This is a genomic window from Aliikangiella sp. G2MR2-5, assembly GCF_015687155.1.
Classification (GTDB): Bacteria; Pseudomonadota; Gammaproteobacteria; order Enterobacterales; family Kangiellaceae; genus Aliikangiella.
In genome coordinates, this window is sequence record NZ_JADPQF010000001.1 from 893,541 (window position 1) to 915,156 (window position 21,616).

Sequence of the window (21,616 nt, forward strand, 5' to 3'; positions counted from 1 at the left end):
AAAACTTTTTTAAAGTCCAGATTGATTTTGAATCACCCGGACCTTTGAGCTTTACAAACTTTGCTCTTTAGACCTTGAGAACAATTGAGGCAAATAGCATTAATTGTTGAAACAGAACCGAGCATAAGATATTGGCAACCTATATTACGATTTCAATTGTGGCTGGGTGTTTTATAACCCTTTTCACCACTAAAAAAGAACCCGAGTTGATATTTGGCGGGGGATTGCTGCTGTTACTGATATTCAATCAGGTGTCTATCGAGTCAGCCCTGAGTGGTTTTGCCAGTCCAGGCTTTTTTACGGTTGCCTGCCTTTATGTAGTTGCCGCTGGAATCAAAGAAACAGGATTGCTTCAACCTGTTCTCAATCAAATGTTGGGCAATGTTCGAAGCTATCGGCGGGCTCATTTAAATATTACTATTCCTGTTAGTGCATTAAGCTCAGTCATGAATAACACGCCAATTGTTGCCGCGCTATTACCAGGAATATCTTCTTGGTGTCGTTCTAACCAATGGAGTAAACGAGGCTTTTTATTGCCGCTTAGCTACGCGGCAATAATGGGAGGAACCTGTACTGTCATTGGTTCGAGTACCAACTTGCTAATATTTGGTTTTCTTCAACAGTCGTCGAATTCAGAAAAATTGGGTTTTTTTGATTTAGGACTAGTCGGTTTGCCTATTACTATTTTCGGCATACTTTTTCTCGTCCTATTTACTAAAAGGATTCTAGGCGAAGATGACTCTAGTCGAAAACAGGCAGAGAAAACCAGAGAGTATACTGTCGAAATGATTGTGGCGAAAAATGGGCCACTTGAAGGTAAAACTATCGAACAGGCGAACCTGAGAAAATTAAAAGGACTTTACCTGATCGAGATAATTCGTGGTGATCTGATATTGGCAGCGGTCTCCCCATCGACCAAGCTCAGCGGGGGCGATCGCTTGGTGTTTACCGGCAAAGTTACCAGTATTTCGGATTTGATTAATGTTGAAGGGCTTAAGGTTGCGGAAGACCAGGTATTCAAACTGGCCAATGACACTGGAAAAGCAACAATGGTGGAAGTTGTCGTCGGTGCTTCAAATCCGTTAGCTGGAAAAACTGTCAAGCAAGTCGGATTTCGAAAACAATATAATGCGGTCATTATTGCTGTGCTAAGAGAAGGAGAGCGAATTGACAAAAAGATAGGGGATATCAGGCTGGAGCGCGGTGATACCTTGTTAATGTTAGCCAGAAGGAGCTTCATTGAACAATATCGGTATTCGAAGGACTTTTTATTGGTTCATGCTAGCCACGAACTCTCCATTCGTCCAAGTTCAAAACGGGCTTATGCATTTTTCTTCACGGTCGGGTTTATAATCGCCGCAGCATCTGGATTAATACCCGTCGTAGTGGCTGCAATGGCTGCTGCTTTACTGATGGTGTTGTTCGGATGTATTTCACTAGAACTTGCAAAGAAAAGCATCGATTTGCAAGTTTTGCTGACAATCGGCAGTGCTTATGGTATCGGTGCCGCTATGACAGAAGGGGGGAGCGCGCAATTAATTGCACAAGCCCTTGTTAACACTGTTGGCAGTAGTCCATTTGGCCTGCTGGTCGCAACCTACTTTTTAACAGTAATTTTGACTGAGCTAATTACCAATAATGCGGCTGCAGTCTTGTCATATTCGTTGATTTCCAGCGTAGTCATCGCGCTTGGCTACAATATTGTGCCTTATGCGGTGGCTATCATGATTGCTGCGTCTGCGAGCTTCATTTCTCCTCTGGGATATCAAACCAACCTGATGGTATATAGTGCCGGACGTTATCAGTTTAAGGACTATATAAAGCTGGGTATACCTCTTAGCATAATATCTGCACTGATTTCTCTTGGGTTAATTCCTGTAATCTGGGAGTTAAGCTAGTCAGTCTTTTTGTTGGACTTTCTCAATAAAGAGAAAAGGCCAGACAAACGCGGTTCAATTTCTTCTTTGCTTTTCAACGCCTTATTAGCTATCATCCGCGGGTTAAATGCGGCAATTTTAAGCGCTTGTCTCTATCAGGAAGCACCGAAAAAGGGTGCTTTCTTAGTTTTACACTCAAGCCAAACTCTAAAGCCGTTCGAGATATGTTTATAACTTATTGATTATTAAATAATAAATTAAGGTTTTAATAGAACAATGCCAGTAATTACACTTCCTGATGGTAGTCAGAGAGAATTCGACAGCGCAGTGACTGTACATGATGTTGCTGCCGATATCGGTCCCGGCCTGGCAAAAGCTGCTTTGGCCGGCAAAGTAAATGGGAAAGAAGTGGATACCTCTTTCACCATCACCGAAGATGTTGATTTGGCAATTATCACCGAAAGAGATGTAGATGGTCTTGAAGTATTGCGTCATTCCTGTGCTCACTTGCTGGCACAAGCAGTAAAGGAGCTGTTTCCTGAAGCTCAGGTAACAATCGGTCCGGTTATCGACAATGGATTCTACTATGACTTTGCCTACGAGCGTCCTTTCACGCCGGAAGATTTGAGCAAGATTGAGAAAAAGATGGGCGAGCTGGCCAAGGCTGATTACTCTGTCGAGCGTTCGGTTATGATGCGTGATGAAGCGGTTCGGTTTTTTAAAGATATGGGCGAAGCCTACAAAGCAGAAATTATTGCAAGCATACCGGGTAATGAAGAAATCTCACTGTATAAGCAGGGGGATTTTATTGATCTTTGCCGTGGTCCGCATGTACCAAGTACTGGCCGTTTGAAAGCATTCAAGTTAATGAAAGTAGCTGGAGCTTATTGGCGAGGTGACTCAAATAATGAAATGCTACAACGTATCTACGGTACCTGCTGGGCAAACAAAAAAGACTTAAAAGCTTATCTACATCGTTTGGAAGAAGCCGAAAAGCGTGACCATAGAAAAGTGGGTAAACAGCTTGAGTTATTCCATTTTCAGGAAGAGTCTCCTGGTATGGTTTTCTGGCACAATGATGGCTGGACCATTTTCAAAGAGCTTGAAGCTTATATTCGGGATGTCCTTAAAAAACATGATTACCAGGAAGTAAAAGCGCCACAGGTACTTGATCGTAGTCTTTGGGAAAAATCGGGGCACTGGGATAAGTTCAAAGATGATATGTTCACGACTGAATCAGAAAGTCGTACTTTTGCGGTTAAGCCGATGAACTGTCCTGGACACATTTTGATTTACAATCAAGGGCTTAAGTCTTATCGCGACTTGCCTTTACGTATCGCAGAGTTTGGTTCCTGTCACCGCAATGAGCCTTCTGGCGCATTGCACGGATTGATGCGTGTTCGCGGTTTTACTCAGGATGATGCTCATGTCTTCTGCACCGAGGAACAGATTCAGGACGAAGTTAGCGTACTAATCGATATGATTTATGCTGTTTACGCAGACTTCGGCTTTGAAAATATCGAAATTAAACTGTCAACTCGTCCTGAAAAGCGGGTTGGAGACGATGCAATATGGGATCAATCTGAGAAGGCTCTGGCGGACGCGCTTGAGTCGAAAGGTATTGAATATGAGCTGCAGCCAGGCGAAGGTGCTTTCTATGGACCAAAAATTGAGTTTGCATTGAGAGATTGTCTCGACAGGGTATGGCAATGTGGTACAGTTCAGCTGGACTTCTCGATGCCTGGGCGCCTTGGAGCTGAATATGTTGCGGAAGATGGCAGCAAGAAAGTACCAGTAATGATCCATCGTGCGGTATTGGGTTCACTGGAGCGATTTATTGGTATTTTAATCGAAGAGTATGCCGGCAAGTTCCCGCCATGGTTGTCGCCAACGCAGGCGGTTTTGATGAATATTACCGATAAACAGTCGGAATATATCGAAAAATGTGCGAAATATTTGAATTCTCAAGGGTTTAGAGCAAAATCGGACTTGAGAAACGAGAAGATCGGCTTTAAAATTCGCCAACATACGTTACAGCGCATACCTTACTTGTTGGTAGCGGGTGACAAAGAGGTCGAAAATAGTACGATTTCGGTTAGAACTCGTTCCGGTAAAGATTTGGGCACTATGTCCATTGAAGCCTTTGCTGAGCACATAAGTGCTAATATTGCATTGAAAGGCAAGTACGAAGAAGAATCGGTCGAGAAGTAAATTTTTCTTCAAGGCTTGTGAAAATAAACTATATTTTCAATGTGTTAGCTTGGCTTTCGAATTGATAAGCGGGTGAACATACAAAAGTAAAGGAGTGCAGGAGAAGTCGGTAAAGGTTAAAGAGTTAGGGTACCGTCAGCTTCTCGCTGTTAATTGATAACCATTTAGAGGATATTTAACATTAAAAGAGCAAGACCAAAGGCAGGCCAAAAAGAGCAACGTGCCAATATAAATGAAGAAATAACTGCACGCGAAGTACGATTGATTGGTTCAGATGGAGAAGCAATTGGTGTCGTATCCATTCAGGAAGCGCTTGATGTAGCCGAAAGAGAAGAACTTGATTTAGTTGAAATTTCTCCGGGAGCTGAGCCGCCGGTATGCAAAGTGATGGATTACGGCAAGTTTATTTTCGAGCAGAAAAAAGCAAAAGCTGCTGCGAAGAAAAAACAAACCGTTGTTCATGTAAAAGAGATTAAATTCCGCCCCGGTACTGACATTGGTGATTACAATGTTAAGTTGAAGAAATTGACTGAATTTCTTGAAGATGGCGATAAAACGAAAATTACTGTTCGCTTCCGTGGCCGTGAAATGGCTCATAAAGAACTCGGAATGGAGTTGATGGAGCGGGTGGAAAAGGACTTGGCTGAAATCTCTGAAGTTGAAGCCAGGCCAAAACTTGAAGGTCGCCAGATGATTATGGTGTTGGCGCCTAAAAAGAAAAAGTAGTTTTCAGCGAATTATTGAGGTTCGCAAATAGAATAAATAGCCAATAATATTGCTTTTTTCGATATTGTTGGCTGTTTTATCTGCGCGAGGTTTTTGGCAACCCCGTGTGGATTTTGGTGAGAAGGTTAAATGAATTTTTAATTTTCTTGAAAGTTAAACACTGTTAGGTACCCCAAAACAGTAAAAGAAGTTGGCCTTTTAGTTAACTGATTTTACGACCTGCAGATGCTAATTTGGAGTAAAAAGCAATGCCAAAAATTAAATCAGACAGTGGCGCTGCAAAGCGTTTCAAGAGAACTGGTAAAGGTGGTTTCAAGCACGCTCAATCGCATCGTCGCCACATTCTTACTAAGAAGAGCACTAAGCGTAAACGCCATTTGCGTGGTATGGAAATGGTTAAAGCTTCAGATGTTGAACAGTTGAATCGTCAACTGCCTTACGCGTAAGAATTGGGAGGTTTAAAAGATGCCAAGAGTTAAACGTGGTGTGACCGCCCATAAGCGTCACAAAAAAGTCTTAAAAGCAGCAAAAGGTTATTACGGTGCTCGTAGCCGTGTTTTCCGCGTTGCTAAACAAGCGGTAACAAAAGCAGCTCAGTATGCTTACCGTGACCGTCGTCAGCGCAAGCGTCAGTTCCGTGCATTATGGATCCAACGTATTAACGCTGAAGCACGAGTTAATGGTATGTCTTACAGCCAATTTATCAACGGTTTAAAGAAAGCGTCTATCGCAATCGACCGTAAAATTTTGGCGGACATTGCTGTTTTCGATAAAGAAGCATTCGCTACTTTAGTTGAAAAAGCAAAAGCAGCTCTTGCTTAAGCACCAACTGAATTTGAAGGTTAGCTAATAATAGTTAAACTTTTTCAGTATTTGAAAGGGAAGGGCGTCAGTCCTTCCCTTTTATTTTTTATGACTTCTGAGCTTTATTACCAATAGTTCATTTAAGAATTTAAAAAAGATAAAGATAATCACTACTAAGTATTAATTTATTAGCTTTGAACCCTAAAGCTGAATCAATTAGTACTTATTCCAAGAGTTAAATTAAAACGGAAAAACAGATGTCCACTACTGTAGAAGAGTTATTAAGTCGCGGCCTTGATGCGGCAAATAATGCAAGCAATTTGCAAGAACTTGAACAAGTTAAAGTCGACTTTTTAGGTAAAAAAGGCGAACTTACCCAGCAGTTAAAGTCACTGGGCAAGTTACCTGCTGAAGAGCGTCCTCTTGCCGGAGCTGCGATTAATAAAGCAAAAAAAGCGATTCAAGAAGTCTTGGATTCACAAAAGTCCAAATTTGAACAGGCCGCTATTGCACAGCAATTATCCGACGAGTCTGTTGATGTTACTTTGGCTGGTCGCCATTCTTTGGTCGGTGGTATTCATCCGGTAAACAGAACTCTTGAACGTATTGTAAATTACTTCTCACAAATTGGTTTCTCTGTAGAGGAAGGGCCAGAAGTTGAAGATGACTACCACAATTTTGAAGCGCTTAATATTCCCGGCCATCACCCTGCGCGCGCGATGCATGATACCTTCTATTTTGGCAACGGAGACTTACTGAGAACTCATACTTCTCCGGTTCAGATCCGTACTATGGAAAAGACGCAGCCACCGGTAAGAATTATCGCTCCTGGACGAGTTTACCGTTGCGACTCGGATTTAACGCATACGCCGATGTTCCATCAGGTGGAAGGATTGTTAGTAGATAAAACTACTTCATTTGCCGATCTAAAAGGTGTGTTGGACGAGTTCCTTAAGCACTTTTTCGAAAATGATAATCTGGCGGTTCGTTTCAGACCGTCTTACTTCCCGTTCACCGAGCCATCAGCTGAAGTAGATATTGAATGTGTGATGTGTTCCGGTAAAGGATGTCGCGTATGTAGTCACACTGGCTGGTTGGAAATTTTGGGCTCGGGTATGGTTCACCCGAACGTTCTTGAATCTGTCGGTATCGATAGCGAAGAGTACACCGGTTACGCATTTGGTATGGGCGTTGAGCGTATGACCATGCTACGTTATGGCGTAAATGACTTACGACTTTTCTTTGAAAACGATTTACGTTTCCTGAAGCAGTTTAACTAGAGCTGCAAAGACGAGACTCGTGTAGCGAGTTAGAGTCATATAAAAGAAACAGAAAATTTCAAAGATTAAACAGTTAAAAAGAATTCGGAAAACGAAAAATGAAAGTAAGTGAAAATTGGTTAAGAACCTGGGTTAATCCAAACATCTCTACTGATGAGCTAGTCGCTACTTTGACTATGGCCGGGCTGGAAGTCGATGGTGTTGAAACCATGGGCGCAGAGTTACAAGGTATAGTTGTCGGTCAAATTGAAACTACTGAGAAACATCCTGAAGCAGATAAGCTTCAGGTCTGTTCGGTTAATGTTGGTGGTGAAGAAAATCTGCAAATTATTTGTGGAGCGCCAAATGCCAGAGCGGGGTTAAAAGTCGCAGTCGCTACTATCGGCTGTGTCCTGCCAGGCGACTTTAAAATCAAGAAAGCCAAAATGCGTGGTGTTCTTTCGTTCGGCATGTTGTGTTCGGGTAAAGAGCTGCAAATTTCTGATGATCACGATGGCATTATGGAACTGGCAGAAGACGCCAAAATTGGTACTCAGTTAATCGATTATCTGGGACTTAAAGATAATGCGATTGAAGTGGATTTGACGCCTAACAGAGGCGATTGTCTTGGTATTAAAGGGATCGCGACTGAAGTGGGTGTACTCACTCAAACTACAGTTGACCCGATTGAAATCAAAAAAGCTCCGGTTACTATCGATGACAAGGTTGAAGTGACTTTAAGTGCACCGGCAGCCAATCCGCGTTTTGTAGCTCGCGTGATGAAAGGGGTAAACATCAAGGCGGCTACGCCAGAGTGGATGAAAGCCAGGTTACTGGCGTCTGACATTCGAAGCATCGATCCGGTGGTTGATGTGACCAACTATGTGATGCTGGAACTCGGTCATCCTATGCACGCGTTTGACTTAAATAATGTTAACAATGGCAAACTGGAAGTTCGTTTTGCCAAAGAAGGTGAAAAACTGATCCTGCTAGACGATAGCGAGATCACTCTGCGTGACGATACCCTGGTGGTAGCGGACGATGAAAAAGCCTTGTCGATGGCCGGAATTATGGGCGGTAAATTCTCCGGTATTAATGAAGATACTGTCGACCTGTTACTGGAAGCCGCGCATTGGGAGCCGGTGGCAATTGCTGGGAAAGCAAGAAGTTATGGGCTACATACCGATGCCTCGCACCGCTTTGAGCGTGGGGTAGACTATAACCTGAGTGCCGATGTCATTGAGCGCGCTACAGAGCTGCTACTCGAGATTGTCGGCGGTGAAGCTGGCCCTATCGTTGATGAAATCGCCAGCGAACATTTCCCGCAAGCCAGGCAGGTTAAATTGCGCCGCGCCAGAATAGAACGTCTTCTGGGAATTAAATTAGCCGATGAACAGGTAGAAGATATCCTCACTCGCCTTGGTATGAAACTGTCTTCAAACGACAAAGGCTGGGATGTTGAAGTTCCGAGCCAAAGGTTTGATATTTCAATTGAAGCAGATCTAATCGAAGAGCTGGTTCGTGTTTACGGTTACAATAATGTACCAAGCCGCAAGCCGGTCAGTGAAATGGCGATGATTCGTCAGCCGGAAAAGAAACTTCAAAAGCTGCAATTGGCACGTTTGCTTGCAGCCCGCGGTTATCAGGAAGCCATAACATATACTTTTATTGATCGTGATTCTCAACAGCTGATTGACCCGGATCTGGAGCCTTTGGCATTACTTAATCCGATCTCTTCTGAACTGGGTGTGATGCGCACTTCGCTTTGGCCCGGATTGATTAAGGCGGTAGAGCATAATCAGAAGCGCCAGCATGATCAGGTTAAGATGTTCGAAACCGGTTTGAAATTTGTACCAACAGAAGATGGGCTGGAGCAAACACAGGTTATCTCAGGCATTATCTCTGGTCGTCGCTACCCGGAAAACTGGGAAGCGCAAAATGAAATGGTGGATTTCTTTGATTTGAAGGGCGATCTGGAAGCGTTATTTGCGCTCACAGCTGCAGCGGATCAGTTTACTTTTGTTGCCGCGCAACGAAACGGACTTCATCCGGGGCAGACTGCGCAGATTTTGCGAAATGGTCAGGAATGCGGATATATCGGTAAAGTTCACCCGCAAACAGAGAAAGATTTTGATCTGGAAATGCCTGCTTATGTCTTCGAGCTAGAGCTTAAGCGTACTGTTTCACGCAAGATCCCGAAATTTGAACCACTTTCCAAATTTCCAACCATTCGTCGTGATTTGGCAATTTTAGTAAAAGAAAGCGTGACTTCCACGCAAATTGTTGATTTAATTGGACAAACAGCTAAAAATTGGCTAAAAAGTATAGTGATATTCGATATTTATCGCGGTAAAGGTATTGAACCGGGTCACAAGAGTGTTGCGATTGGCTTTACATTAGAGCGAAACGACCGTACCTTTAAAGATACCGAGATAAGTAAAACACTCGATAGAATCATTTCGGCGTTAACAGAAAAACTGGGTGCAGTTTTAAGGGATTAGCGATGGCATTGACTAAAGCAGATATGGCAGAACGTCTTTTTGAGGACTTAGGTCTTAATAAGCGTGAAGCTAAAGAAATGGTAGAAGGGTTTTACGAAGAGATTCGGGACTCACTAGCAAATAACAGGCAGGTGAAGTTGTCTGGTTTTGGCAACTTTGACTTAAGAGACAAGAAGCAACGTCCTGGACGGAATCCCAAAACTGGCGAAGAGATCCCTATAAGTGCTCGTCGTGTAGTAACTTTTCGTCCTGGTCAAAAACTAAAAGCCCGAGTAGAGGCCTATGCTGGAAGCAAGCAACAATAACGAACTTTTACCCATTCCGGACAAACGTTATTTTACCATAGGGGAAGTTAGCGAATTATGTCTGGTTAAACCCCATGTTTTGCGGTACTGGGAGCAGGAATTTCCTCAACTCAAGCCGGTAAAACGTCGGGGTAATCGTCGCTATTATCAGCGCGACGATGTGTTAGTTATCCGTGAAATCCGCGAATTACTGTATGAACAGGGATTTACCATCGGTGGTGCCCGTCAGCAGCTTGAAGCTGAAGATGCGCCTTCCGGGGCAGATCCTAAAGTGATTAATGCAATCATTGGTGAACTGGAAGAAGTGCTGCAAATCCTCAAGCACTAATTTTCTGTTACTAACAAAGCAATCTCTAAAAAATGCGAGCACTTTTATACATCTAGTGCTTGCATTGTTTTCCCAATCAGGTAATATTCCGGCCTCAAATCGAAGACATCGGTTTGGTCAAGAATTTCTCAATCGGAGCGTGGCGCAGCCTGGTAGCGCACTTGCATGGGGTGCAAGTGGTCGGAGGTTCAAATCCTCTCGCTCCGACCATTCTTTTCAAAATTTATCTTTTTCTGTTCATTACTTTCTCTGTACGACATGTTCTTTGAACAGAATTGTCCCTTAAAAATATGCTATGTACTATTACAAACAAGTCTGCACTCATCAGGAAGGTTAATGAATAAGTACTATCTATTGGAATCTAGCTGCTATGTTGATTATGGAATTACTAAATCGCCTAAATTGGGAGCGGAAAGTGTTTTTGCAGGGCGTCTGCTAAAAAGAGATAACCTTCCTCCATTGATATTTGAACACAACTTTCCTGGTAATGAGACTATTCCTGGCTTGTTAGTGGATAGTGCAGTTTTGGTGAGTCAATTTTTTGTAGACACGCTAAAAATAGCTAATGTCGATAACTTCCAAATATTTCCGGTAACACTAATTAATCCTGAAACTAATGAAGAAAGAAAAGACTATTTTTTGTTTAACGTAATTGGTCTGATGAAAGTTACAAATATGGAGCGTTCTGACTATGACGAAATTATGCCGGGAAATCCAGAAACTGGCATGCTTCCTCTTGTTGCGTTTAACAAAATAGTCATTGACGGAAAGAAGACTCAAGATGTGAGTATGTTTAGACTTGCTGAAGACCCACGCTCAATCATAATTAGTGAATCAATTGTAAAGGCTTTAAAATCGAATAAACCCAGTGGAGGATGGGGGGTAATCATCGAAGAGTTAGAGCTGTATTAAATACTATTTTGATGTCAATTATTCAGGTTCAAACGTGTCTAAAAAATAAGTGTGACTTTGCCTGTGTCAACAAAATGTCAATTACAGAAAGTCTTCAGTAATCCGCCTATGTGGATTAGTCTTAGTATAAAGAACTTACCGGTTAGATAAAATCTGACAATTTTAATTTTGAAACAGATAAGACTACCGGGAGGTTTTGTTGCATTTGACGCGAACGAGAAAATAATTTTTTGATTTTATTGCTTTAATCTTTTACCTTGATTTTTATAAGCACAAAACAACCATAAAGGGTTAGTGATCGGTGTCGGACCTACACAACTTATTGAAAGCTATACTAAATCAATCAAAAGCAAGAATCTAAAGAAGCTTAAAAGCAACTTACTGGCCGCAATATTCTAATATAAAGGATGTTTGACTTTAAGTTAGATTCCGGCATAGAGCAGTACTTAATGATTGAGCGTTAACGCCCCAAGTTTCTTAAATTTACCAATCACTTCACCCGCCGAGCCTTAAATATCCTGCCTTTTATTTTATCGTTATTTAAAAGATCAAGCGCTAACGCAGCCTTGCTTGAATTAACCGCAACGTAGCTTAAGCGTTCAAAGCGATCAATTTTACCGATGTCACTGCCGGCGATCTGTTTTGCCGCTGTCAGCGCTCCTAAAATATCGCCGGCGCGAAGTTTGTCTTTGCGTCCACCGTTGATCTCCAGAGTAATTTTCTCGGGTTTTACCCGGTAATCCTTATCCGCTTTAATGTCACTTGCCTGTTTAAATGACAGACTTTGCTGGCACTCGTTTTCAATCGCGATCACCTTGGGCATTTCGGATGCCTGAAACAAACTGTAGGCATGTCCCCGGGCGCCAGCGCGACCGGTGCGGCCAATTCGGTGGACGTGGACTTCGGCATCGTGTGACAACTCAAAATTAATCACCATGGGCAGATCTTTAATATCCAGTCCGCGCGCGGCGACATCGGTGGCAATCAGGATATTACAACTTTGGTTACAGAACTGGGAAAATACCCTGTCCCGATCTTTTTGGTCGAGGTCTCCGTGCAGCGCCTTGGCCGCGATGCCTCGGGCGTTGAGTTCCCGGGCCACGTCGTTACACTGCTGTTTGCGATTGCAGAAGATAATGCAGGATTCAGGCTGCGCCTGACCAAGAAGCTTGAGCAGGGCATCGATACGATTCTCGGGTTCAACTTCGAAAAAGACCTGTTCAATATCGCTGTCTTCATGGCGACTTTCCACCCGCACATCAATAGGCTGATTTTGTACCGAGGCGCTGATGTGTTTGATTTCATCGGGGTAGGTGGCCGAAAACAGCAGAGTTTGCCGCTGCTTTGGCACGCGTTCAATAATCGTTTTAATATCGTCGATAAAACCCATGTCGAGCATACGGTCGGCTTCGTCGAGCACCAGAGTCTTCAGGTGATTAAGGCGTAAGCTGCCCTTGGTCAGGTGCTTTAACAATCGTCCCGGCGTACCCACAACGATATGCGGAGCACATTCCAGAGAAGCCAGTTGTCCGCCCATGGGTTTACCACCACAAAGTGCAGTAATTTTGGTATTGGGTATGGCACGAGCCAGACGGCGTAACTCGTTACACACCTGGTCCGAGAGTTCGCGGGTGGGGCAAATCACCAGCGCCTGGGTTGTGAACTCGGTTACATCGAGCCGGTGCAGCAGGCCGATGCCAAATGCGGCGGTTTTACCGCTACCTGTCTTGGCCTGTGCTATCAGGTCGTTACCTTTGAGTATCTCCGGCAGGCTATGCTGCTGGATCGGCGTCATTGCAGTGTAGTCGAGAGTCTTTAAATTGGCGAGCATCGCTTTTGACAGCGGCAGGGTCGAGAACAAAACAGGGGTCACTTAAAATATTCCTAAAATCTGTATAAGGCTCAGTCAGGTTGAGCAAGCCGATAATTCAAACATCGGTTCTGGATGTGAAATCAACCCTGTTACCAATTGAGAATGGGCGTTGCCAAATGGGAGTGGACGCCATCAGAGCGATCTAAAACCAATATCGGACGGGGTTGATTAAATTGTGGGCGATTATACGCGGTTTGCGTGATAATGATAGCAATAAGGTCAAAAAAGGCTCACCACTAAAGGAGAGCTTTCTGGTATCGACGTTCACCAGATTCTGGTCCCATACTTGCTCTGAACTTGTTCCGCTCTGTCATACTGTTTAAATAATTAATTCATACATCAGGATTTATACTCGCTCCTGATGAAAAATACTCCCAAACATAAAAGAAGCGGTGAAGGCCAGCGCCTAATGCAAAAACGTTTGCCTGAACTGGTCGAACTGGAAAGACTACTCAATTTTGGTCAGTTAGATTCTGTCAGCTATCGCAAGCTGGATATTCTCCAGTATAAGGAAATTGCTGTTCCGGTATATGCAATAGATATTGGTCGTGCAGTCAAAGGAAAACCTCATTTGCCCTGGTATCGAGGTAAAGTAGGGCTGTTTGCCAGAGAAAACCAGCTGCTAGAAAAAGGACTCGAAAGGATAACGCAGGTATCACCATTTACTATCGCCATTGACTGTCATTCCGGTTTGGGACTTGTTGATAGAATATGGTTTCCCTATGCATATCGACGTGGACCTATGAAAGATGTTGCTCAGATGGTTGCTCTAAAGCTACTGTGGGAAAGTAGCTATCCCAACCATAGATATATTTTTGAACCGCAATCAAATCACTATTGCACAAATAGCGATTTATGGGATTATTTCTACAAGAAGTATGGCCGAGGAAGGAATCGTTTGTTACCTTTGACTCTGGAAATGGGGTCATGGAGCTGGGTGAAAAAGAGACCACTTCAACTTTTTCAATTTGAAGGAATGTTTAACCCAATGGTTCCCCATCGTTTGCAGCGCACTTTAAGAAGACACTTACCTTTAATGGATTTTCTCTGTCATGCAACCCAGAGTTATCAAAACCGGTATCCCGATGAAAGAGAGCAATCGAGTTTGAAGCAAATGGCACATAGTTTATGGCATCAGCGAGATTAATGGGAAAGTCTATAAGTATCGAAAGTTGAATGTGTGAATATTTAGGCTTGAATTGAAAACATAGCCTTGCGTAAAAGGCTGAACATTATAAGCGAAGAGTTTTTTCATCCATGCGAATAGTTCTATTGAGAGGTCTTGGCAGGGACCAGGAACACTGGACTCCACTTTTAAATGCGCTCAAAAAGTGTAGTTCTGATTTGAAAATTGAAACTCCAGACTTGCCCGGTGCAGGGGTTCTATTCAAGCAAAAGAGTCCGACTGAAATCGATGCCTACATTAGTGCTCTGGAGTCACAAGTGACTAACACTGACGAGCCAACCATTCTTGTTGGTTTATCACTAGGTGGAATGATTGCACTTAAATGGGCAGAAAAATATCCACAAAAATTTAGCCAACTAGTGTTGATTAACTCCAGTAGTCGGTTGTCACCGTTTTACCGACGATTGAATCTGCTGCGCATTTTAAAGTTTCCGCAACTGTTTATGCCTGTATATATAGATCGCAAGGAAAGTGCTATTTACCAGTTAACCTGTAATAAAAGGCCGCTGCAAAAAAGTTTGATCGAAAAGTGGGTTGATATACAACTGAAGCATCCTGTGAGCTCAACCAATCAGTTGAGGCAGCTTATTGCTGCTTTCAAATTTTCACTTCCTAAACCGGAAAAAATTCCTTTTACTACGATTCTTTATTCGATTGAGGATCCACTGGTTTCATTTCAATGTAGTCGCGATCTTATAAACTACTATCAAACAGCTCATTACTGTCATTCCTGGGGCGGACATGACTTACCACAGGACGATCCTGAGTGGGTGGCAGAAAAGCTTGTTTGCATAGCGAATCAGGCTGCTAGCAAGATAATCAGAAATAGCGAGTTAACTACAAACGGCTGTTAAAAATATCGCGACAAAAATATTTGGGGAACCGATCAGATGTTCCAGGTAATTAGTCGTCACATAAGTGTCGAGGTTTCTTCATTTGCATATCATTTTTCATTCCTAGGATAATCTTTAAAATCCGAAAAAGAGTGTCAAAAGATGACTAGAAGAGTTGTGAACAGCGGTTATGGTACTGTTTCACCCGTTGGTAATTGTGTCCAGGAAAGCTGGCAATCGCTCATTAATGGTTGCTCGGAAATTGACGTTATCAGCAAGTTTGATACCGAGGGATTTCCAGTGAAGGTTGCCGGAGAGGTCGAACTCAATATTGATGAGTGGCTGGAATCAAAAACAGCCAGACGCCTGAATATGTGAGTCAATGTCTTTTTTAATTTAGGACTGTTAAGTTGAGGGATTTTTTCGCTCACCAAAGATTCTACGTTAATCATACAGAACCTGTATAAATGTACTATCACTGAAAGTGAAATAAGCCCTAAAATCGACAAAGCTTATATGTCGAAAATGGCCAAAGCCAGTAATAAATAAGCGACAGATATTAGAGCTATTTTTATACTCAGTATCTTTAATGATTGTTACAGCAAAATGATAGTAGTATGTCGTTTCTATGACTAACTAAAAAAAGCACCTTCCGGTATGGAAAGTGCTTTTCATCTATTTGAAAACTGGGTATTTAGATAATTAATTTACATAGATTCTCAAATAGGTCGCATTATTGGCACCGGTTGTTTCGGCAATCGCGTTATTGCTGTCTATGACTGCACCAATCCAGTAGTATTGCCCGGAGTTAAGACTTGAAGGAATGGTCAAAGAGCGCTGGAAAGTGTAGGGGGTATTTCGATTTAACGTCAGCGAACCTGTACCTATATTCTGGTCACCGGTAGAGATGATATTATTGGTCGAAATGTAGTACTTGATTTGCGGAGTTTGAGAAGACTTTCCGTTATTCTCAGCGGTTAATTCCAGCTTAACTGATTGGCCTTTATTTACCCGATAGACTCTTTCTCCACTGTTGACAAAACTACTCAGGTTTCCGCCGGTACTTGTGTAAAGTTTAGTCGATTGATGGGTAGAGTATTCACCGCTGGTTCCCAGATATTTGTGATGAGTCAAAGAGACATCTTCCATAGTGCCGGTTGTGGTTCCATAAAGAATTACTGAACCATTTGCAGCGTCTTCACCAAGATAAGCTCGAGTTGAATTACCGTTAGCATGAATATGATCCCAGTCCTGTCCCATTATGTTGTAGAAACGGTTTTCATGCAGTAATCCCATCGCGTGTCCGAACTCATGGGTAGCTGTTGTTCTGAAAGGACGGAACGAACCACCGTAGGTTATAGAACTACTTTTGTTTGAAGAACTGGTGTATGCAACGTTATTGTTAAACAGGACATCAACTTCATCTATACCGTAGTGCCAGCCAAATAGCCAGTAACAATGACTCCAGGTAAAAGCTACCGCTGGTGCTCCATCTAGTGCTGCTGAGTCGTTAGTAAACCAGGTCTCATTCTGACCATTGTCAAAGCCGACAGAAGTATCTCCGGTTTGCAGACTGAAATTGAACTTACTTGGGTTGTCATTCACTCGGCTGATTACCGTTTGCAGTGCGCTTAAATAAGAACTGCCTGACGGGAAGCTGACATTGCTGGCTCTAAAGGTTTTTGAATTACTTCCCCATTTGATTTTATTGCCATCACAAGTTCTCCAGGCCGCAGCTTCTGAATTGGATATGTTAAATAACGCTGCGATTGCAATTGATGCTAAAACTAATTTTTTCATGATCTCATCCTAAGTTTAATTATTAAAAACAAATAGATAACCTTCCACTGGTTAGCTTTATTTAGATTGTTTGAATTTTGCTGGTACGTTAAGAACAGGTTCGCCATTGCTTTCCAAAATAGCTTGTTCTTCCCATTGGTCATAAGCCGATTTGGCACGCCCTGTTGCTGTAGGTTGTTTGGGTGAACGCAATGGATTTAATGATTGCGCAGCATCTTTTGGTGTAGCAGCTTTAAACAAAGGTGTTGAGAAATCCAGTTTAGCATTGCTGGATTTAAAACTTGAACCCTTTAACAAACCATTGGCTTGCATGCTGATTGATTTGTCTTTTATCATTGCAACAAATGTTTGCGTATCGAGCACCGAAGTGTTCTTTTCTACTTGAGGTTTTGATTCATTTTCATAATTGCTCAGTCCTTTGGCGAAGCCTGTTTTTCGATTGGTAGAAGATATTTGTTCTACCATACTGTCTTTGCCTAGCTTGAATTCACCTTGTCCATTCATCATTAATGGCTGGCCATGTTCATTTGAAACCAGACCATTGAGATCTCGATATCGCCCCTGGCTACAATTAACTAGAGGGCAAATGACAGAATTGTTTTTACTGACGAAAAGAATATCTTTTTCGCCTTTTTCAAAGGTAGGAACTTCCGAAACCGAAAGGTAACGAATAATATCGCCTTTCTTTTGCTCGCCTCCGATAAAGCGTAAGGTGACCGTTTTATTTCGAGTGTTTCCTGCAATCAAATTGTCAACACGATAAGTAACGAAAGTGTGGGGTAGTCCTTCGTTTGAATCTTTGTATTCAATGTTGACGACTTCACCTTGAATAACCAGATCTGATTTTGCGAGTAGACGTTCGACTTTTACATCGCTGTCAGCCATTGTAAGTTGGCTGAATGCTGTCAGGCTGATTGCAGCGGCAATTGCATTAAGTTTTTTCATTATAAATTTCCTTTTTATTAAAATTTCCTTGTGAATTGTTGGCTTGACTTGATTTGTTTTTCCTGTTCGAGCCAAGCGAGCACATGATAGGATTTTCATTCAGTAAAAAATAGAACCAAATTACTCAAAGTTTTGTAAGCCTTTGCCTACACAAAAAGTGAGATAAAAGTTAGTTTATTTGCTATATCTCAAAAGTGGATGCTTGCTTTTGGGTGAGCCAAGTTAGACGGCCGTAAGGGATTTGACGTTAAATTTAGCGTTAAATTTGAAATTGAATTTGCTGACAACTACTAGAGAATCATATAAGGTTCCAACATGTTCACTAGAGAGGAAAAAGAATGACCGAAACGACTGCTAATACTGCAAATCAAATTCTGGACGAGGCGCTAAAACTTTATTCTTTTGGTTATACAGATCGTTCGGGAAAAGTTCGTTGGCTGGCTGAGGAATTGGGTATATCGGTAGAAGAGCACAAAGTCGAGGTTGGTGACAATCGTAAACCTGAATATAAGCAAATTAATCCTTTCGGTGCGATTCCTACGGCTATTTATCGCGGCGAAACTCTGACGGAATCAACTGCAACCTGTATTCATCTCGCAGAAATGTTTCCGGAAAAGGGGATGGCTGTTTTTGCCAAAGAGAAAGAGCGTTATGAATATTTGCGTTGGATTTCTATGAGCGCAGAATCTATGGAGGGCAAACTGGTCGATTATATTCTGGCAAGTTATGGAATTATGCCGGAAGAGTTAAAGGGAATTTTTCAGCAGCTACTCGAGTTTAAATGTAGAGCGTTTGCACAACAGCTACCGGAAGAAGGCTTTCTCGTAGCTAACCGCTTAACTGTGGCCGATATAGTCACCGCTTATTCGCTTAAGCTCGGAATTTTGAATGGATTTATCCAATATGAGCAGGTAGAAGGATACCTTGGACCCCTGATGCAACGGAAAGCGGCAGCTAAGGCACACTTTTTCGATGGGTTAAAAGCGTTTCTGGAGAAGTCTGTATCTAACTAGTGTTGATGAATCAGAACAACTATTGATTAAAAAGCCAGGGCGATAGTTCATCCTGGTTTCTAATCATAATCTGTGATGCTAACGGACTGGTATTTGCTACATCAAGCCTTAACAGTTGCATGACGTACTGTACTAGCGCTCCGCGAGTGTTTATTTTTAATAGTTGCTCCTCCATTCCATAATCCTGAGCTATAACTTTCTGCTGGTGCGCATTGAGTCGCTGGTCGGGGACGACCTGAATTTCTACCTGAGTATTCCATGCTACATCATCAGCGATAGTGACTTCCGATTGTAGAGTAGTTTCTGGCTTTTCGGTTAGTCTGGATAGCAGGAAGTCTCTAAATTCTCCTGACTTTTCACAGTATGCCCTGATGTGCCATCTATACCCGTTGAAAACCAGAGTATGAGGGGCGATAACTCGACCATCATTGACCGGATTAGTCAGCGAAGCGTAGCTGATATCGATACGCTTGTTTTCTCGAGCGGCTTGCAATATAGGTCTGACGTATTCTGGATTGACCTTTCTCATCAACGGATTTAATAGTTCGGTGTTGGTTTGCTGCACATTAAGTGACTCAAATTGGGTCATTAAATCTTGGCGACTGCTGATAAGCTGGAGGTATTCATTGATATCGCCAGAGGATACTTTTGGGGTAAACATTTCTGTAGGAGCATAGCCTTTAAGGGTTTTATCATATGTCAGATTTTGGGGGGCAACATCTTTGATGTAGTTGTTAATATCCTTGCTGGCTTGTTGGCGCCCTATACCAAAGGCTGTTTGCAGAGAATTAGTGGTCAGGCGTCCTTCCCACAATGCAATGATTTCAATCAGGCGGTAACGAAGCAACAAGTCCCAGCGATAAGGCCTTTGGGTGTTATTTTTTAAATGATTGCGCTTCAATTTATCACCTGTAGTTAACTCGATTGAATTTGATTTTCCCAAATCAGACTTGTTTGAATCAGAGCTATAAACGCTCGGACCATCGGAAAGATTAACTTTGGGCATGAGTAAATACACTTTCCCTGCAATTGTGGAGTTCCCCCAAAAAAAGCAATAACGCTATAATGACACTTTACTTGCCGGACTGAAAGCTCAGCTTGATTCTGCGATGGCTTTCGCTGCCAGGAAGTCAGTTTTGATTTTTTTTACTAAGCGTTTATTCTATGTGCAAACTGACAACCTAAATTTATATTGTTGGAATTATTGAGTATGAACAGAGTCGAGCAGTTGTTAAATAATGATCCGGCATCACAGATGCTCGGCATTACGCTGGAAAAGTGCACTAAGGATGAGTGTCGATTAGTGATGCTGGTGACTGATGCTATGACTAATGGATATGACTTCTGTCATGGTGGATTTGTTTACTCCCTGGCGGACACTGCCAGTGCTTTTGCTGCAGCTGTCGAGGGGGAGACCATTCTAACGGCCAGTCATCTGATTGAGTATCTGGCACCAGCAAAAAACGGTGACAGGCTCACCGCGGAGGCAAAAGTTTCAATAAATAGTGGTCGCAACCGCTTTTGTGATGTTAAAGTCTGCGACCAAAATAATCAGCTGATTGCAGTGAGTCGTAGCAAGCTTATTAGTAAGCGAATAGCGAATAGCGAATAAGCTTGCCAATAGCAACAGCGTAAAAGAATTTATCATCATATTTCGAGTTTTAGAGAATAGAAAATCAGGAAAACCAATGAAAAAGGTATTTATTTGCGATGCAATACGTACGCCCATAGGTCGTTTTGGAGGCTCTCTGTCCGGAGTCAGAGCGGACGACTTAGGCGCAATTCCTATGAAAGCATTGATGGAGCGCAATCCACAAGTCAACTGGGAAAGTGTGGATGATGTTTATTATGGCTGTGCCAATCAGGCAGGCGAAGATAACCGTAATGTTGCTCGCATGAGTAGCCTGCTAGCTGGTTTACCACAGTCGGTACCAGGTATGACCATTAATCGACTTTGTGGCTCAGGAATGGATGCCGTGGGTACGGCGGCCAGAGCTATTGCGACCGGTGAGCAATCTCTGGTGATTGCTGGTGGGGTAGAACAGATGTCGCGTGCACCTTTTGTTATGCCAAAAGCGGAAACGCCATTTTCCAGAAAAGCGGAAATCTACGACACAACTATGGGCTGGCGGTTTATTAATAAGCAGATGAAAGAAGTTTACGGTGTCGACTCTATGCCGGAAACGGCGGAAAATGTCGCAGAGCAATTTAATATTAGTCGCGAAGATCAGGATCAGTTTGCTTTAAATACACAGAACAAAACACAAAAAGCACAGCAAGCTGGTATTTTTAATGATGAAATCGTACCGGTTACCGTTAAGGTTAGTCGCAAAGAAAGCAAAGAGTTCGCGGTCGATGAGCACCCTCGTCCTAGCACAATTGAAGGACTGGCCAAATTAACGGCGCCATTCAGAGAAGGTGGTAGCGTGACTGCCGGTAATGCATCCGGGATTAATGATGGAGCCTGTGCGTTACTATTAGCGAGTGAGGAAGCCATGAATGCTAATGGATTGAAGCCATTGGCCAGAGTCGTAGGCATGGCTGTTTCCGGAGTAGAACCACGAATCATGGGAATCGGGCCGGTCAGCGCGTCACAAAAAGTACTGGAAAAAACAGGTTTAACACTCGATCAGATGGATGTCATTGAACTGAATGAAGCATTTGCGGCTCAAGGACTTGCTGTACTGCGCGAGCTGGGAGTTGCTGATGACGATCCTCGTGTTAATCCAAACGGGGGCGCAATTGCTCTGGGCCATCCACTGGGTATGAGTGGCGCTCGACTGGTGACAACTGCTGCTTACCAACTAAAACGAAGCGGGGGTAAATATGCGCTGTGTACTATGTGTATCGGCGTAGGCCAGGGTATTGCTCTGATTATCGAAAGCGCATAGTCATCGATCAGAAAGCAATACTCATCTTAATCGTCTAAAACCCGGAGCAGAATCTGCTTCGGGTTTTTTACTAACTATCTTTTTTGTAGCCTGCATCCTGCATCCTGCATCCCGCATCCTGTTTGGCGCTTGGTTTGACCTCTGAGATAATA

The 21,616-nt window shown here is 42.8% G+C and carries 20 protein-coding genes and 1 tRNA gene; 17 read left to right on the forward strand and 4 right to left on the reverse strand.

The features are described from left to right. Window positions 1–131: 131 nt before the first annotated feature. From IYN84_RS03515 to IYN84_RS03565, 11 genes are all read left to right on the forward strand, one after another. Window positions 132–1,898 (forward strand): SLC13 family permease, encoded by a 1,767-nt coding sequence (locus IYN84_RS03515; protein ID WP_196137776.1) that lies wholly within the window; start codon window positions 132–134, stop codon window positions 1,896–1,898. A 255-nt stretch (window positions 1,899–2,153) separates the two neighbouring features. Continuing rightward, window positions 2,154–4,088, forward strand: a complete 1,935-nt coding sequence (gene thrS / locus IYN84_RS03520; protein WP_196137777.1) for a threonine--tRNA ligase — start codon at window positions 2,154–2,156, stop codon at window positions 4,086–4,088. Window positions 4,089–4,259: 171 nt separating this feature from the next. Beyond that, window positions 4,260–4,814, forward strand: coding sequence for a translation initiation factor IF-3 (gene infC / locus IYN84_RS03525; RefSeq protein ID WP_371734815.1), 555 nt, complete (start codon window positions 4,260–4,262; stop codon window positions 4,812–4,814). 248 nt (window positions 4,815–5,062) lie between these two features. Continuing rightward, on the forward strand, window positions 5,063–5,260 hold the full coding sequence (gene rpmI, locus IYN84_RS03530) for a 50S ribosomal protein L35 (protein WP_196137778.1): 198 nt from the start codon (window positions 5,063–5,065) through the stop codon (window positions 5,258–5,260). 19 nt (window positions 5,261–5,279) lie between these two features. Continuing rightward, a complete protein-coding gene (gene rplT / locus IYN84_RS03535) occupies window positions 5,280–5,636 on the forward strand; it encodes a 50S ribosomal protein L20 (protein WP_196137779.1) in 357 nt (118 codons plus the stop codon). Between the two features lie 239 nt (window positions 5,637–5,875). Then, window positions 5,876–6,898, forward strand: coding sequence for a phenylalanine--tRNA ligase subunit alpha (gene pheS, locus IYN84_RS03540; RefSeq protein ID WP_196137780.1), 1,023 nt, complete (start codon window positions 5,876–5,878; stop codon window positions 6,896–6,898). 98 nt (window positions 6,899–6,996) lie between these two features. After that, on the forward strand, window positions 6,997–9,378 hold the full coding sequence (gene pheT / locus IYN84_RS03545; protein ID WP_196137781.1) for a phenylalanine--tRNA ligase subunit beta: 2,382 nt from the start codon (window positions 6,997–6,999) through the stop codon (window positions 9,376–9,378). Between the two features lie 2 nt (window positions 9,379–9,380). Continuing rightward, complete coding sequence (gene ihfA, locus IYN84_RS03550) at window positions 9,381–9,683, forward strand: integration host factor subunit alpha (RefSeq protein ID WP_196137782.1); 303 nt, start codon at window positions 9,381–9,383, stop codon at window positions 9,681–9,683. Then, the gene (locus IYN84_RS03555) at window positions 9,661–10,011 is read left to right on the forward strand and encodes a MerR family transcriptional regulator (protein WP_196137783.1); all 351 of its coding nucleotides are present in this window, start codon (window positions 9,661–9,663) and stop codon (window positions 10,009–10,011) included. The genes ihfA and IYN84_RS03555 overlap by 23 nt, the downstream gene beginning before the upstream one ends. A gap of 133 nt (window positions 10,012–10,144) precedes the next feature. Further along, window positions 10,145–10,221, forward strand: a tRNA-Pro gene (locus IYN84_RS03560). A 126-nt stretch (window positions 10,222–10,347) separates the two neighbouring features. Next, a complete protein-coding gene (locus tag IYN84_RS03565) occupies window positions 10,348–10,923 on the forward strand; it encodes an imm11 family protein (RefSeq protein WP_196137784.1) in 576 nt (191 codons plus the stop codon). A gap of 490 nt (window positions 10,924–11,413) precedes the next feature. Here the strand turns inward: IYN84_RS03565 and dbpA are convergent, their stop codons facing one another. Then, entirely contained in the window at window positions 11,414–12,796 is a 1,383-nt protein-coding gene (dbpA, locus tag IYN84_RS03570; protein ID WP_196137785.1) for an ATP-dependent RNA helicase DbpA, read from the reverse strand. A gap of 409 nt (window positions 12,797–13,205) precedes the next feature. Between dbpA and IYN84_RS03575 the strand changes: the two genes are divergently transcribed. From IYN84_RS03575 to IYN84_RS03585, 3 genes are all read left to right on the forward strand, one after another. Then, complete coding sequence (locus tag IYN84_RS03575; protein WP_210330284.1) at window positions 13,206–13,943, forward strand: hypothetical protein; 738 nt, start codon at window positions 13,206–13,208, stop codon at window positions 13,941–13,943. Between the two features lie 110 nt (window positions 13,944–14,053). Then, complete coding sequence (locus IYN84_RS03580; protein WP_196137787.1) at window positions 14,054–14,836, forward strand: alpha/beta fold hydrolase; 783 nt, start codon at window positions 14,054–14,056, stop codon at window positions 14,834–14,836. A 141-nt stretch (window positions 14,837–14,977) separates the two neighbouring features. Further along, window positions 14,978–15,193 carry a beta-ketoacyl synthase N-terminal-like domain-containing protein gene (locus IYN84_RS03585; RefSeq protein ID WP_196137788.1) on the forward strand — a complete coding sequence of 72 codons (216 nt, stop codon included), beginning with the start codon at window positions 14,978–14,980 and terminating at the stop codon, window positions 15,191–15,193. Window positions 15,194–15,517: 324 nt separating this feature from the next. Here the strand turns inward: IYN84_RS03585 and IYN84_RS03590 are convergent, their stop codons facing one another. Both IYN84_RS03590 and IYN84_RS03595 read right to left on the reverse strand, forming a co-directional pair. Continuing rightward, the gene (locus tag IYN84_RS03590; protein ID WP_196137789.1) at window positions 15,518–16,615 is read right to left on the reverse strand and encodes a CARDB domain-containing protein; all 1,098 of its coding nucleotides are present in this window, start codon (window positions 16,613–16,615) and stop codon (window positions 15,518–15,520) included. A gap of 57 nt (window positions 16,616–16,672) precedes the next feature. Beyond that, window positions 16,673–17,560: a hypothetical protein gene (locus tag IYN84_RS03595; RefSeq protein WP_196137790.1), complete on the reverse strand. Its 888-nt coding sequence runs from the start codon at window positions 17,558–17,560 to the stop codon at window positions 16,673–16,675. Between the two features lie 338 nt (window positions 17,561–17,898). Between IYN84_RS03595 and IYN84_RS03600 the strand changes: the two genes are divergently transcribed. Further along, window positions 17,899–18,573, forward strand: coding sequence for a glutathione S-transferase family protein (locus IYN84_RS03600; protein WP_196137791.1), 675 nt, complete (start codon window positions 17,899–17,901; stop codon window positions 18,571–18,573). Window positions 18,574–18,592: 19 nt separating this feature from the next. On the opposite strand, the gene IYN84_RS03605 is transcribed toward IYN84_RS03600, so the two are convergent. Then, window positions 18,593–19,579 carry a WYL domain-containing protein gene (locus IYN84_RS03605; protein WP_196137792.1) on the reverse strand — a complete coding sequence of 329 codons (987 nt, stop codon included), beginning with the start codon at window positions 19,577–19,579 and terminating at the stop codon, window positions 18,593–18,595. A 204-nt stretch (window positions 19,580–19,783) separates the two neighbouring features. On the opposite strand from IYN84_RS03605, the gene IYN84_RS03610 reads away from it, so the two are divergent. Together IYN84_RS03610 and pcaF are read left to right on the forward strand one after the other, a co-directional pair. Further along, window positions 19,784–20,185, forward strand: a complete 402-nt coding sequence (locus IYN84_RS03610; RefSeq protein WP_196137793.1) for a PaaI family thioesterase — start codon at window positions 19,784–19,786, stop codon at window positions 20,183–20,185. A 76-nt stretch (window positions 20,186–20,261) separates the two neighbouring features. Next, on the forward strand, window positions 20,262–21,464 hold the full coding sequence (gene pcaF, locus IYN84_RS03615; protein WP_196137794.1) for a 3-oxoadipyl-CoA thiolase: 1,203 nt from the start codon (window positions 20,262–20,264) through the stop codon (window positions 21,462–21,464). The last annotated feature ends 152 nt before the right edge of the window (window positions 21,465–21,616 follow it).